Genomic DNA, 13185 nt, shown 5'->3' with positions numbered 1-13185 from the left:
TTTTTCATTGAAAAATAAAATTAATTTCAAAAAATAATATGCATTGATAAATAAAGCAGAAATAGTAAATAACAAACTAAAATAAATCATACCGTTAAATTCTGTAAAATAGAATATTAACAGTAAAATAGAAGCAACTAAGAAAGTTAAAAAAGCAACTTTTCTTGAAGTTGAAATGAATTTGTCGATATGGAATAGATTGTCTATCAATTTACGAACAACTTATTTTATTAACTCGAGTTGCGTGTCTTCCTCCTTCAAAATTTGTAGTTAAAAAAGTATCAACAATTTCAACAGCTTGTTGAATTGAAGTAAATCGCGCCGGAATACTTACCACATTTGCATTATTGTGTTGGCGCGCAAGCGCCGAAATTTCTTTAGTCCAACAAAGAGCAGCTCTAATTCCTTGATGTTTATTTGCTGTCATTGCAATTCCATTACCACTTCCGCAAATAACTATTCCTAAATCAGCTTTTCCAGATTCAACATCAATAGCAACAGGATGACCAAAATCTGGATAATCAACACTGTCAAAAGTATCGGTTCCGTGGTTTAAAATTTCATGTCCTTTTGATTGTAAATAATCAACAATTGCTTTTTTATAATCTGGTCCAGCGTGATCGTTTCCGATAGAGATTTTCATAGTTATTTTTAATTGTAGTTGTGGAAACAAATTTAGTTAATCTTATTTGTATTTCTATTTGATTTTTATAAAAATATAACTGCTTGATTTACTTATAGTAAGGTTTTGTTGTTAATAACATATTTATATAAGTAATTGTAAATCATTGCTTTTTATTTAATTCAAATGTTAAAATTTTACATTGTTAATAGTGATTTACAATTCGTTGATATTCAGCTAACTTTAAATTAACAACCTTTGTTAACAACTTCAGAAAGAAAATTAGAAGTTTTTCTTGGTTGTATCAGTATAATTTGTAATCAAAAATTGAGTTGAGAATATCAAATTTAGTTTGGTCTTTTTTTAGAAAAGTTATCAATACTAAAAACTACTTTTTCAACAGAAATTAACAATCAAAGTTATCTACAAAATATTCGTTTTTTTACTTGTTAACAACTGTTAATGAAAACTAAAAATTACTTCAAAATGAATGATTTACTTTCTTAAAACTGTGTTGATAAATTAATATAAAAAAGTATAACTTGAAAATCAACTTTTAAAAATTAAAGTTATTGTACAAATTAACACACTATAATAACCATCATAAATTAATTTAAATTTAAATTTTCTTTTTGTTGTTTTTAATAGATGTTGAAAACTTTCAATTTTTAGAAAAATAGAATTTATACTATTTCTAGATTTGTATTCAAGTTATTTAAAATTTCTTTTACTCTTTCAATATCGTTGGGATGAACTTTTAAATTTATTCCGCCGTAAGCGAAACTAGCTAATGGATCAACTGCTATTAAATTTTCATTTTGAAATAAATATGGAATACCTTCATTTTCTAAAATAGATTTTAAAACCATGATTTCGTGAGCAAAATTGAATGTAGCAATAGTTATAAATTCAGACATTTTTTATTTTTTTATAAAGATACAAAAGTTATATTTTCGATAAATCTATTCGCTATTTTCTATTTTCTATTTTCTTCTTCGTAATTTTAAACCTTATTAGAAAAAAGATTATGAGTAAATTCCCAAAAAAGTTTGGAAAAAAAGAGAAAACTTTCTCTGAAAAGATTTTAAAGATACTATCACAAAACGCAAATAAACCATTCAATTACAAACAAATATGCGCTGTTCTTGAATTGAACGATACCAAAAGTAGAAACGAAATTATTAAGGATTTAAAAATTCTAGCTGCTCAAAAAGTAATTATTGAAAGCGAGCCAGGAAAATATTTAGTAAAAGCTGTTTCACAAGATTATTATGAAGGAACCATCGACATGACTTCTCGACGAACCGCTTATTTTATTTGCGACGAGTTTGAAGATGATGTTTTTATACCAACTAATAACTTAAATCACGCTTTAGATAAAGACAAAGTTAAGGTTTATGTTTATAATCGTCGTCGTGGTAAAAAACCTGAAGGTGAAGTAATTGAAGTTCTTGAAAGAAGTAAAACAGAATTTGTTGGTGTTATTGATATTCAAAAGAATTTTGCTTTTGTAACTACAGCCAATGCTAAAATGTATACCGATATTTTTATTCCAAAAGATAAATATAACGGAGCTGAACAAGGTGATGTTGTTGTTGTAAAAATTGAAGATTGGCCTAAGAAAGCCGATTCACCATTTGGTTCGGTTATCAATGTTTTAGGAAAACCTGGCGAACATGATACTGAAATTCATGCGATTCTAGCTGAATATGGTTTACCTTATGATTTTCCGGTTGAAGTGGAAGTTTTTGCACAAAAATTAGATACTGCTATTCATCCAGAAGAAATTGCAAAACGACGTGACATGCGTGATACGTTAACTTTCACCATTGATCCAAAAGATGCTAAAGATTTTGATGATGCTTTATCGTTCAAGAAATTAGAAAACGGAAATTATGAAATCGGAATTCACATTGCCGATGTTTCGCACTATTTACAAGAAGGAACTATTCTTGATGATGAAGCTTATAACAGAGCAACTTCGGTTTATTTAGTAGATAGAGTTGTACCAATGTTACCTGAAGTTTTATCCAATTTTGCTTGTTCATTGCGTCCGAATGAAGAAAAATATACGTTTTCAGCTATTTTCGAAATTGATAATAAGGCAACTGTTTTAAATCAATGGTTTGGTAGAACGGTAATTAATTCTGACCAACGTTTTTCTTATGAAGAAGCGCAAGTTATTATTGAAACTAAAGCTGCAACAATTCCAGCAGAAATTTCATTAACTGGAAAAGAATATAAAGCATCCGATGAAATTACAGAAGCAACTTTAAAATTAGATGAATTAGCTAAAATTCTAAGAAGAAAACGAATGAGTGCTGGAGCAATTTCATTTGATAAAGTTGAAGTAAAATTCAATTTAGATGATAATGGTGAACCAGAAGGTGTTTATTTTAAAGTTTCAAAAGACGCCAATCATTTGATTGAAGAGTTCATGCTTTTAGCGAATAGAAAAGTAGCCGAATTTATTGGAAAACAAAAGAAAACCTTTGTTTATAGAATTCACGATGAACCTAATGAAGACAAGCTTTTTGCAATGCAAGCTTTAATTATGAAATTTGGTTATAAGTTAGATTTACGCGATAATAAAAACATTTCCAAATCTTTAAATCAATTAATGGAAGATGTCAATGGAAAGAAAGAGCAAAATCTAATTGATACGTTAGCTATTCGAACGATGAGTAAAGCTAAATATTCAACAGAAAATATTGGTCATTATGGATTAGCTTTCGATTATTACAGCCATTTTACATCACCAATTAGACGTTATCCAGACGTAATGGTACATCGATTACTTCAATATTATTTAGATGGCGGAAAAAGCGCAGATGCAGAAATTTTTGAAGAAAAATGTGAGCATTCCAGTAATATGGAAAGTTTGGCAACAAATGCCGAGCGTGATTCGATTAAGTACATGCAAATTAAATACATGCAAGATCATAAAGACGAAGAATTTCTTGGTGTGATTTCTGGTGTAACCGAATGGGGAATTTATGTAGAAATTGTATCTAATAAATGCGAAGGAATGTGCAGAATTCGAGAAATAAAAGACGATTATTACACCTTTGATGAAAAACAATATGCATTAGTTGGTGAAATTTCTAAGAGTTTATTACAATTAGGCGACGAAGTTTACGTTAAAGTAAAGAATGCTGATTTGGTTAAAAAACAATTAGATTTTACTTTTTTAAGAAAGAATGAGTAAAATTTAGTGTTCAGTATTTTTTTTAAATTTTACTGTAACAATTCAGTTTTCTTATTGTCTTTAATTAAAAAATATTATGAAAAAAATAATTTATAGTTTGTTATTGGTTAGTTCAATCGCTTTTTCACAAACAGAAAAAAATGTTGGTGATTTTAACAAAGTAACTTCTTTTGATCAAATAGACGTTTTACTAATTCCATCCGATGAAAATAAAGTAGTTCTCGATGGTTCTGGTTCAGAAGATGTTGAAATTGTAAATAAAAATGGCGAATTAAAAATCAGAATGCGTTTAACAAAAATGCTTTCAGGTGATAATATTTCAGCAACGGTTTATTACAAAAATATTGATGCTGTAGAAGCGAATGAAGGTTCAAGAATTTCATCTGAAGCAACTTTTGAAGCTACAATATTTGATATAAAAGCTAAAGAAGGATCACAAATTAAAATCAAAATTAACGTAGATAGACTAACTGCTAGAATAGGAAATGGTTCTACTGTAACTATATCAGGAACTGCTAAAAATCAAGATGTTTTGATTAATTCTGGCGGAATTTATGAAGCTGAAAGACTTGAAACAAACCAAACTATAATTACTGCAAATGCTGGTGGTGATGCTGACGTTTATGCGACAGATTTAGTAGATGCAAAAGTTCGTGCTGGTGGCGATATTAGAATTTTTGGAAAACCGAAACAAATCAATCAAAAAATTATAGCTGGAGGAACGATTAAAGAAGGAAATGATTAAAGTGAAAAGTAATTAGTGATTAGTGATTAGTTTTTTTATTTTTGTTAAATATTCAAATTTCTATTTACTAATTACTAATTACTAGTCACTTGCTTTTTAACGATATTCTATCTGCCTTACCTTGGGGAATTTTACTTGCATTTACTGTTGGTCCAGTTTTTTTTGTCCTTCTTGAAACCAGTATTACAAAAGGATTTAGAGCAGCAATGGTTTTTGATTTAGGTGTAGTTTTTGCTGATTTTATATTCATTCTTATTGCTTATTTTTCTACTAATCAAATACTTCAAAAACTTAAAGACGATCCAGGATTATTCATCTTTGGTGGCGCTATTATGTTGGCCTACGGAATCATTTCTTATGTAAAAGAAAAAAAGAATTACAAAAAACAACTTGAAGATGAACTTGAGGATGATAATATCCAAAAAAACAACTACTTAGGTTTATTTTTCAAAGGATTTCTATTAAATTTTATCAATATTGGAGTACTTGCTTTTTGGATGGGAATTATCATTGTTTTTGGTCCAAAACTAAACATGGAAACCAACAGAATTGTACTTTTTATAGCTTGTATTATACTTACTTATTTTGCGGTTGATATCATTAAAATAATGGTTGCCAAACAACTAAAATCAAGAATGACACCACATAACATCTACAAAATAAAAAGAGTAATCAGTATTATTCTAATGATTTTTGGAGGTTTTTTAATGGCACAAGGTTTCTTTCCAAAAGAAAAAGAAATGATAAAAGAGAAGTTCGGAATCAAAGAACCTGTTGCGAATGAAAAGTTTAATTAATGTAATTTTTCTTCTTTTTACAATTTCATTTTACGGTCAAAATGATACGATTTCGATTGTTAGACATACAGATAAGGACTTTGTTATTCCAAAAACAGCTAAAATAGTTTACAGAGGATTTTTAAATGAAATTTTTATTGATGTTCCTAATTCAAAATGTTTTGAAGTAGTTGGAATTGGTGTTTCCAAAAAAGAAAAGAACATTTATAATATTAGTCCATCTTCAGGAACAGAAGTTATTATTAACATTTCAGGAGTTTTAAAAAACGGAAAAAAGTTTTCTGAAAATCAACTTTTCAAAATTAAAAATGTTCCAAATCTTCAAATGAACATTAATAACCTAAATGGATTTCAAGTTAGAATGCAAAAACATAGTCTCTTAAATGCTGTTATAAAAGGAAGTTTTCCTGATAAACACATTGGTTTGCAATGTACAATTAAAAGTTTTGAACTAAGAATACCTGGTTCTAGTTCAATTCATATAGAGGGAAATAAAATTAAAGAAGAATATTATAAAAAAATTGTCAGTAAAATAAAAATTGGTGACGAAATAGTTATAAGCGACATAAGATTTATAGTAAACATAAATGCATTAATTTGTAAAATAAATCCAATTATAATTAAAATTTATTAGTTTTTGCTATTTCTATTAACAAGAATTAATACCAATAACTTCTTATATTATTTTACGTTATTCTTTGTTCCTCTGAATGACAAATTTTTTTTGAAAATCCAGTTTATAATTCAACTTTAATCATTTTTTTCTAAAAATTCAAAACAAAAAAAGAGATACAGAAATGTATCTCTTCTTGAGGCATTGTCTGTCCCGAAGTTTCGGGAGAACTGGAGTTGGAGCTTTTGCTATTCTTTAATCAATTTTTCTAAAAATTTACAATAAAAAAATTCTCTCGATTGAATGTGTTTTATTAAACTATCGTCCGGATTCGAACACAACTTTAATTAATTTTTTCTAAAAATTTACAATAAAAAAATCCTCTCGATTATATTTGTTTTATGAAGTCATCGTCCGGATTCGAACACAACTTTAATTAATTTTTTCTAAAAATTTAATATAAAAAAAAGAGACACATTTCTGTATCTCTTCTTGAGGCATCGTCCGGATTCGAACCGGAGTAGGAGCTTTTGCAGAGCCCAGCCTAGCCGCTCGGCCACGACGCCAATTATTTATTGGATTGCAAATATATAAAAAAGTTTAAAGTTTAAAAGTTTAAAGTTTAAAAAGTTTCTAAAATAACTCGAAACCCGAAACTTGAAACCAAAAAACTAATTTCTATATTCTTCCATTTCTATAGTAACAGCCTCAACATCACCACCAATAGGCGGATTTAGTTTAGAAACTGCCAATAAAATTCTTGAAACTGATGGAATTTCTTTAAAGATTCTCGTAATGATTCTATGCGCTACATGTTCTAAAAGTTTCGCTCTAATATCCATTTCTTCTACCACAATTTGATTTAAAAGTACATAATCAACCGTATCTTTCAACTCATCTGTAAGTGCAGATTTTCGTAAATCAGTCTTAATTTCGAGGTCAACTCTATAATCTGAACCAATTTTTCCTTCTTCTTCAAGACATCCGTGAAAGGAAAAAGTTCTAATATTTTGTAATTTAATAGTTCCCATTTTTTTAGTTTTCAGTCTCAGTTTTCAGTCTCAGTAACAAGTTTCTAAAAGAAAATTGTAAACTGTAAACCGAAAACTGTAAACTTTTTTATCTTTGCTAAAATTACAAAATAATTATGTCAACAGAAGAAAAGTCTCTGAATTTTATTGAACAAATCATAGAAGAAGATTTAAAAAACGGATTATCAAAAGATAAACTTCGTTTTCGTTTTCCACCTGAGCCAAATGGTTATTTACACGTTGGCCATGCTAGTGCTATTTGTTTAAATTTTGGTTTAGGAATTGATTATCAAGCACCTGTAAATTTACGTTTTGATGATACCAACCCTGCTAAAGAAGAACAGGAATTTGTTGACGCAATTAAAAAAGATGTGGAATGGCTTGGATTTAAATGGGCTAATGAATGTTATGCTTCTGATTATTTTCAAGATTTATACGATTGGGCAGTTCAATTTATAAAAGATGGAAAAGCCTATGTAGATAGCCAAACTTCGGAAGAAATGGCCAAACAAAAAGGAACTCCAACAACTCCAGGAACAGATTCTCCTTATAGAAATCGTTCTGTTGAAGAGAATTTAGATCTTTTTACTCGAATGAAAAATGGAGAATTTGAAGAAGGTTCTCATATTTTAAGAGCTAAAATTGACATGGCTTCTAACAATATGTTGATGCGTGATCCAATTATGTATCGAATTCTAAAAAAACACCATCATAGAACAGGAAATGATTGGTGTATTTATCCAATGTACGATTGGGCTCATGGTGAAAGTGACTATTTAGAACAAATTTCGCATTCGTTTTGTACACTTGAATTTTTGCCTCATAGAGAATTATACGATTGGTTTTTAGATCAAATTTATGATAGCACTAAGGTTCGTCCAAAACAAAGAGAGTTTGCTCGTAGAAATCTTTCACATACTGTAGTTTCTAAAAGAAAATTATTGCAATTAGTTAAAGAAGAGCATGTTACCGCTTGGGATGATCCAAGAATGAGTACTATTTCCGGAATGAGAAGACGTGGTTATACACCTGCATCAATAAGAAATTTTGCTAATACAATAGGAATTGCAAAGCGAACTAATTTAATTGATGTTTCACTTTTAGAATTCTGTGTTCGTGAAGATTTGAATAAAACGGCACCACGAGTTATGGCGGTTTTGAATCCTGTGAAATTGGTAATTACAAATTATCCAGAAGGAAATGAAGAAAGTTTAGAAGCTGAGAACAGTCAAGAAGATGCAAGTTTAGGTTTTAGACAAGTACCATTTTCTAGAGAATTATACATCGAAAGAGAAGATTTTCAAGAGGAAGCTAACAAGAAATTTTTCCGTTTGACTTTAGGTACAGAAGTTCGTCTTAAAAATGCTTATATCATTAAAGGAGAATCAGTTGTAAAAGATTCTGAAGGAAATATTACTGAAATTCATTGTACTTATGATGAAGATTCACGAAGCGGAAGTGGGACAGAGGCAAGTCAAAGAAAAGTAAAAGGAACGATTCATTGGGTTTCAATTAATCACGCAATTGAAGCAGAAGTTCGTTTGTATGATAGGCTTTTTACACATGAAAATCCAGATGGCGATAAAGAAGTAGATTTTAAAGAATATATCAATCCAAATTCGTTAGAAGTAATTACAGGATATCTTGAACCAAGTTTAGCTTCTGCAAAAGATGGTGATAGATTTCAATTTCAACGATTAGGATATTATTGTGTTGATAAAGATTCTTCTTCCGAAAAATTAGTTTTTAATAAAACGGTTGGCTTAAGAGATACTTGGGCAAAAGTCGAAAGTAAAGAATAATTAATAAATAGTTTTTTCTTATAAAACCCAACATTTTTTGTTGGGTTTTTCTATTATATATAGTTTCTATAATTATTTATTTTTAATAGAAATTCACTATTAAAAACAGCTTTCATATTTTGTTTTTAAGCGATTTTTTTAATTCCGACAATATAATTATCATTTAAAAAAATAACTTCTATTATTACGCTTTAAAATAAGTTTTCTTCCTTTAACTATGATTTAACAGAGTTTCTCGATAAAATTTCGTAATTTTAGAATAATTAAAATTAAAGTTATGTCAAGTAAAAATGGAAATAGCATTTTAGCAATTTTAGCTGGTGCTGCAATTGGAGTTGGATTAGGAATTTTATTTGCTCCTGACAAAGGTTCAAAAACTAGGGAAAAACTAAAAGATGGTTTTGATGATTTAAAAGGAGAAGCCAAAACAAAATGGGATGCTCTTGAAGAAGAAACCAAAGAGAAATTTTCTAAGACTAAAGACGAGTTGAAAGAAACCATCGATGATTTACTTTCTAGCTCAAGTTACAAAGCTGAGGAAGCAATTACTTTTCTTGAAGAAAAATTAGCGGAGTTAAAAAAACAAAACGCAAAACTTCAGAAATAATGGCTTTTGAAGAATTAAAAGAAAATACCGAAGCGATTCAGGAAAATGCTAAAGCTTATGTAGAAAGCAGTTTAGCTTACTACAAACTTTGGGGTTTCAAGGTTGCTATGAAATCGACTACTTTGCTAGTCAAGTTTTTATTGATTGCATTGTGTTTGATGATTGTTTTATTATTTGTTTCAATAGCAGGAGCAATGGCGTTAGGACAATTATTTGATAGTTATCCTTTAGGATTTCTTGCTGTTGCTGGAATCTATTTATTTTTAGCTTTGTTATTATTTTTAGTAAAAGATAAAATTGTGGAAGGTCCTATTTTAGAGAAATTTTCAGAAATATTTTTTAACGACTAAATTATGGAAAATAAGAAATATTCGTCCTATGCCGAAATTGAGCAGGATTTAGAAATTCTGAAATTAGAAAAAGAACTTTATTATCAAAAAATGCTTTTAAGTATTGATAAAACGAAAGAAAGTATTCTTCCTTCAAAATCAGTTTCTTTTATTGGAAATTTATATCAAAAAGTATTTTCAGGAACTTATGGAACACTTTTAAAAATAGCAATTCCGTATGTTATTAATTGGTTTATAAACAGAAAAAGAGGCGATTAAGCCTCTTTTTTTTTAAAAAATTTCTTAAACTTTGAAAGATATTACTCATTAAACTTCATCAGTCGGATTAGAAGTATCTGAAGGATTATAATCTGTAGAAGTAGTATCATTTTTAGATTTTACTCTTTTTGGTTGATTTTTCATCGTTTCACCAATTTGGTTACTTGCTGTAAAACTTGCTACCATATTGTTCAACATATCACTTCCGGCTTGTGGTGAGTTTGGTAACAAAATCAAATTAGAGTTTGTATCAGCACCAATAGCTTGTAAAGTATCATAATGTTGTGTAACTACAATCAAAGCAGAAGCTTCTTGCGAATTAATTCCAACAGAATTAAGTACTTCAACACTTTCTACTAGTCCACGAGCAATTTCTCTTCTTTGGTCGGCAATACCTTGACCTTGAAGTTTTTTACTTTCTGCTTCAGCTTTTGCTTTAGCCACAATTCTAATTCTTTGTGCTTCAGATTCAAATTCAGCAGCCGTTTTTTCTCTATCAGCAGCGTTGATTCTGTTCATCGCGTTTTTAACTTGAATATCTGGATCAATATCTGTTACTAAAGTATTGATAATATCATATCCATAAGTAGTCATAGCTTCGTTCAATTCTCGTTTTACTGCAATGGCAATATCGTCTTTTCTTACGAAAACATCGTCCAAAATTAATTTAGGAACTTCGGCACGAACTACGTCAAAAACATAAGCCGTAATCTGATCGTGAGGATATTCAAGTTTATAAAAAGCTTCATAAACTTTATCTTGAATTACTTTAAATTGAACAGAAACTTTCATTTTGATAAACACGTTATCTTTAGTTTTAGTTTCAATCAATACATCAAGTTGTTGAATTCTTAAGTTTACTCTTCCAGCAACTCTATCAATAATTGGAATTTTAAGTTGTAAACCTGAGTTTCTAATACTTGTAAATTTTCCAAAACGTTCAATAACTACCGCAGTTTGTTGCTTTACAGTAAAGAAAGAGGAGAATAAAATAATCAATCCGAAGACTGCCAAAACAATTAAAAAGACATCCATTGTATAATATTTAGTTTGTTAATACAGTTATTATACGAGAATAATGTATGTTTGTTACAAATTAATATTTTTATAATGAAGAAATTATTTTTCACCTTACTGCTATTGGTTTCAACCACAACAATTTTTGCACAATATAGAAATCGTGATGGAAACAGAATAGGGTTGTCGGCCGGAGTTTCTCAATCAACTCTATTTACATCAAATTTCGATTCAAAACCTGAAATTGGTTTTGCAGGCGGACTTTCTGTAAGAGGAAATTATTACAATAATTGGAGTATGATTTATGGAATGCAGTTTTTTATTAATAATTTTTCATTAGAAACTACAACACCAACATTTGCTAAAAAAGATACTCAATTTAGTGTTTCAGGTGCACAAGTTCGTTTGTTGTTGAGTTATAATGTTGTTGAAGATCATGTATCATTTGATTTTGGACCGGTTTTACAAATCAACTCTGAATTAACGACTAAAGAAGAAGACAAAAACAACATTATTAACGGAACACTGCTTCAAGCAAAACAAATTTCTGATATTTCAAGAATTAACGGAAATTTCTACGTTGGGTTTTCTGCAGGAAGTAAAGTGGTTAGAGCTGTTGTTTTTTATGAATATGGATTCACCAATATTTTAAATAAATTAAACAATGAAGACAGTTTAATTTTATTAAACAACAACGATAAATTCAAAGGAAATATAGGAACTTTAAGCGGACAGATTATTTTTAATTTGTAAGAAAATAGAAAATATTCATAAAAAATGGAAAATGCTAAAATATATATTTATTTTAGCATTTTTTAATTATAAACCAAAACATTATGAAAAACACATTACGCCTTTCATTGTGTATTCTTTACTTAACATTTTTATACGGCTGCTCATCAAGTGAGTCAATTAATTGTTATTTACCAGAACCACAAATTTCTAGTAATTCTCCTCTAATAACTGGAGCAGTATTACAATTAAACACTCCCATTTATGCAGAAGGTGCTAGTTATTTATGGTCAGGACCAAATAATTTTCAATCTACTTTACAAAATCCAACAGTTGAAAATGTTACGCCTGAAATGTCTGGTGATTATAGAGTAAAAGTAGTAAAAGGAATTTGTGAATCTACTGAAGTTTCCACTACAGTTGAAATTACTGCTCCAAACTTTCCTTGTGATCCAAGTAACAACACTTTGACTTTTACTCAAACTAGTACTAGTATTAATTTTAACTCTGTTTATTCATCAACAAGTACTGGAGAATATCAGATTAGAGCAGGTTCTTTAAATGCCGATTTAACTATTACTTTTCCTAATGATGCTATTCCAACTCCTGGAGTTTATCAAATTTCAAATAGTTGTCCAACGTCATTTTTGACATCAAACGAGGTTTGTGTATCACTTAATTACCTTAGTTTCAGTTATGCGAATACTGGCAATGTGTATATTACAATTGAAAATGGAAAAATTACAGCAAGATTCTGTGATATTGTTTTTAATCAATCTGGAATAACATTAAATTCATTTACTAAAATTACTCTTCCATAATGAAAAATTTGCTATTTATTTCCCTTTTTTTTACAGTAGTTGCATATTCGCAAAACTCATTTATCGTTGATAAAAAAGGAACAAAGACAATCGTAAGAGATGATGTTATTAACGTTATTTTAATTGATAAAAGAATTTCATATTCGTTAGTTGGTAAAACTTGGGAAAAATATATAAAGTTTGATGATTTAGATTATGCTAATGTTAACGGAAAATTATTAAAATCAATTAATTTAAATAAATCTAAAAAATCACAGGTTTATTTTGTTTTAGGTGAAAATAATGAAAAAACTTTAATTGCTAGATGTATTACTGTAACATCATCTTCACCTAGTGGCAGAATGTCATACTCAAGTGGTCAATATGAAATGTATGTTATTGATAAAGAGGAAAACATAATTGAATCATTTAATTTCCTTTATTCTGACAAAAAACAAGTTGAGCTAAAAGCATCAGTTTATGCATTAATTAAAAAGCATTTTTCTGATTGTGTCAAATTAATGGATTTGCTTGATTCAGTTAAAGTAAACGATCAAATACTCTCCATATTTAATAATACAGAATATATAAACTGTAAATAAT

Annotated in this window: 15 protein-coding genes and 1 tRNA gene; 11 read left to right on the top strand and 5 right to left on the bottom strand. The window is 28.9% G+C overall.

Translation table 11 applies throughout. The annotated features are described in order from the left end of the window. Window positions 1-211: 211 nt before the first annotated feature. A complete protein-coding gene (gene rpiB, locus Q0049_RS06230) occupies window positions 212-643 on the bottom strand; it encodes a ribose 5-phosphate isomerase B (RefSeq protein WP_298117719.1) in 432 nt (143 codons plus the stop codon). A gap of 662 nt (window positions 644-1305) precedes the next feature. Next, a complete protein-coding gene (locus Q0049_RS06225; RefSeq protein WP_298117718.1) occupies window positions 1306-1539 on the bottom strand; it encodes a DUF2007 domain-containing protein in 234 nt (77 codons plus the stop codon). A 110-nt stretch (window positions 1540-1649) separates the two neighbouring features. On the opposite strand from Q0049_RS06225, the gene rnr reads away from it, so the two are divergent. The 4 genes from rnr to Q0049_RS06205 all read left to right on the top strand — a co-directional run bounded on the left by rnr (window position 1650) and on the right by Q0049_RS06205 (window position 6006). Continuing rightward, window positions 1650-3830 carry a ribonuclease R gene (gene rnr, locus Q0049_RS06220; RefSeq protein ID WP_298117716.1) on the top strand — a complete coding sequence of 727 codons (2181 nt, stop codon included), beginning with the start codon at window positions 1650-1652 and terminating at the stop codon, window positions 3828-3830. Window positions 3831-3906: 76 nt separating this feature from the next. Further along, complete coding sequence (locus Q0049_RS06215) at window positions 3907-4575, top strand: head GIN domain-containing protein (protein WP_298117714.1); 669 nt, start codon at window positions 3907-3909, stop codon at window positions 4573-4575. 89 nt (window positions 4576-4664) lie between these two features. After that, a complete protein-coding gene (locus Q0049_RS06210) occupies window positions 4665-5372 on the top strand; it encodes a LysE family transporter (RefSeq protein WP_298117712.1) in 708 nt (235 codons plus the stop codon). After that, window positions 5356-6006, top strand: a complete 651-nt coding sequence (locus tag Q0049_RS06205; protein WP_298117710.1) for a GldM family protein — start codon at window positions 5356-5358, stop codon at window positions 6004-6006. The genes Q0049_RS06210 and Q0049_RS06205 overlap by 17 nt, the downstream gene beginning before the upstream one ends. A gap of 474 nt (window positions 6007-6480) precedes the next feature. Here Q0049_RS06205 and Q0049_RS06200 read toward each other — a convergent pair. Then, a tRNA-Cys gene (locus Q0049_RS06200) sits at window positions 6481-6551 on the bottom strand. Between the two features lie 105 nt (window positions 6552-6656). After that, on the bottom strand, window positions 6657-7016 hold the full coding sequence (gene folB / locus Q0049_RS06195; RefSeq protein ID WP_298117708.1) for a dihydroneopterin aldolase: 360 nt from the start codon (window positions 7014-7016) through the stop codon (window positions 6657-6659). Between the two features lie 116 nt (window positions 7017-7132). Between folB and Q0049_RS06190 the strand changes: the two genes are divergently transcribed. The 4 genes from Q0049_RS06190 (at window position 7133) to Q0049_RS06175 (ending at window position 10033) form a co-directional block, all read left to right on the top strand. Next, window positions 7133-8818 (top strand): glutamine--tRNA ligase/YqeY domain fusion protein, encoded by a 1686-nt coding sequence (locus Q0049_RS06190; protein ID WP_298117706.1) that lies wholly within the window; start codon window positions 7133-7135, stop codon window positions 8816-8818. A 277-nt stretch (window positions 8819-9095) separates the two neighbouring features. Beyond that, window positions 9096-9425, top strand: coding sequence for a YtxH domain-containing protein (locus Q0049_RS06185; protein WP_298117703.1), 330 nt, complete (start codon window positions 9096-9098; stop codon window positions 9423-9425). Beyond that, window positions 9425-9775 (top strand): competence protein, encoded by a 351-nt coding sequence (locus tag Q0049_RS06180; RefSeq protein WP_298117701.1) that lies wholly within the window; start codon window positions 9425-9427, stop codon window positions 9773-9775. Before Q0049_RS06185 ends, Q0049_RS06180 begins: the two co-directional genes overlap by 1 nt. Window positions 9776-9778: 3 nt before the next feature. Further along, window positions 9779-10033 carry a DUF6327 family protein gene (locus Q0049_RS06175; protein WP_298117699.1) on the top strand — a complete coding sequence of 85 codons (255 nt, stop codon included), beginning with the start codon at window positions 9779-9781 and terminating at the stop codon, window positions 10031-10033. 48 nt (window positions 10034-10081) lie between these two features. On the opposite strand, the gene Q0049_RS06170 is transcribed toward Q0049_RS06175, so the two are convergent. Beyond that, window positions 10082-11068 (bottom strand): SPFH domain-containing protein, encoded by a 987-nt coding sequence (locus tag Q0049_RS06170; RefSeq protein WP_298117697.1) that lies wholly within the window; start codon window positions 11066-11068, stop codon window positions 10082-10084. Between the two features lie 75 nt (window positions 11069-11143). Here Q0049_RS06170 and Q0049_RS06165 point away from each other — a divergent pair, with 75 nt between their 5' ends. The 3 genes from Q0049_RS06165 (at window position 11144) to Q0049_RS06155 (ending at window position 13184) form a co-directional block, all read left to right on the top strand. Continuing rightward, window positions 11144-11803: a PorT family protein gene (locus Q0049_RS06165; protein WP_298117695.1), complete on the top strand. Its 660-nt coding sequence runs from the start codon at window positions 11144-11146 to the stop codon at window positions 11801-11803. Between the two features lie 83 nt (window positions 11804-11886). Beyond that, the gene (locus tag Q0049_RS06160) at window positions 11887-12603 is read left to right on the top strand and encodes a hypothetical protein (RefSeq protein WP_298117693.1); all 717 of its coding nucleotides are present in this window, start codon (window positions 11887-11889) and stop codon (window positions 12601-12603) included. Beyond that, window positions 12603-13184, top strand: coding sequence for a hypothetical protein (locus Q0049_RS06155; RefSeq protein ID WP_298117691.1), 582 nt, complete (start codon window positions 12603-12605; stop codon window positions 13182-13184). The genes Q0049_RS06160 and Q0049_RS06155 overlap by 1 nt, the downstream gene beginning before the upstream one ends. Window position 13185 lies beyond the last annotated feature (1 nt).

Origin of the sequence: Flavobacterium sp. (assembly GCF_027484205.1) — a bacterium.
Classification (GTDB): Bacteria; Bacteroidota; Bacteroidia; order Flavobacteriales; family Flavobacteriaceae; genus Flavobacterium.
Note: the sequence above shows the minus strand (reverse complement) of the source record. Positions and strands in the feature narration are given on the sequence as shown.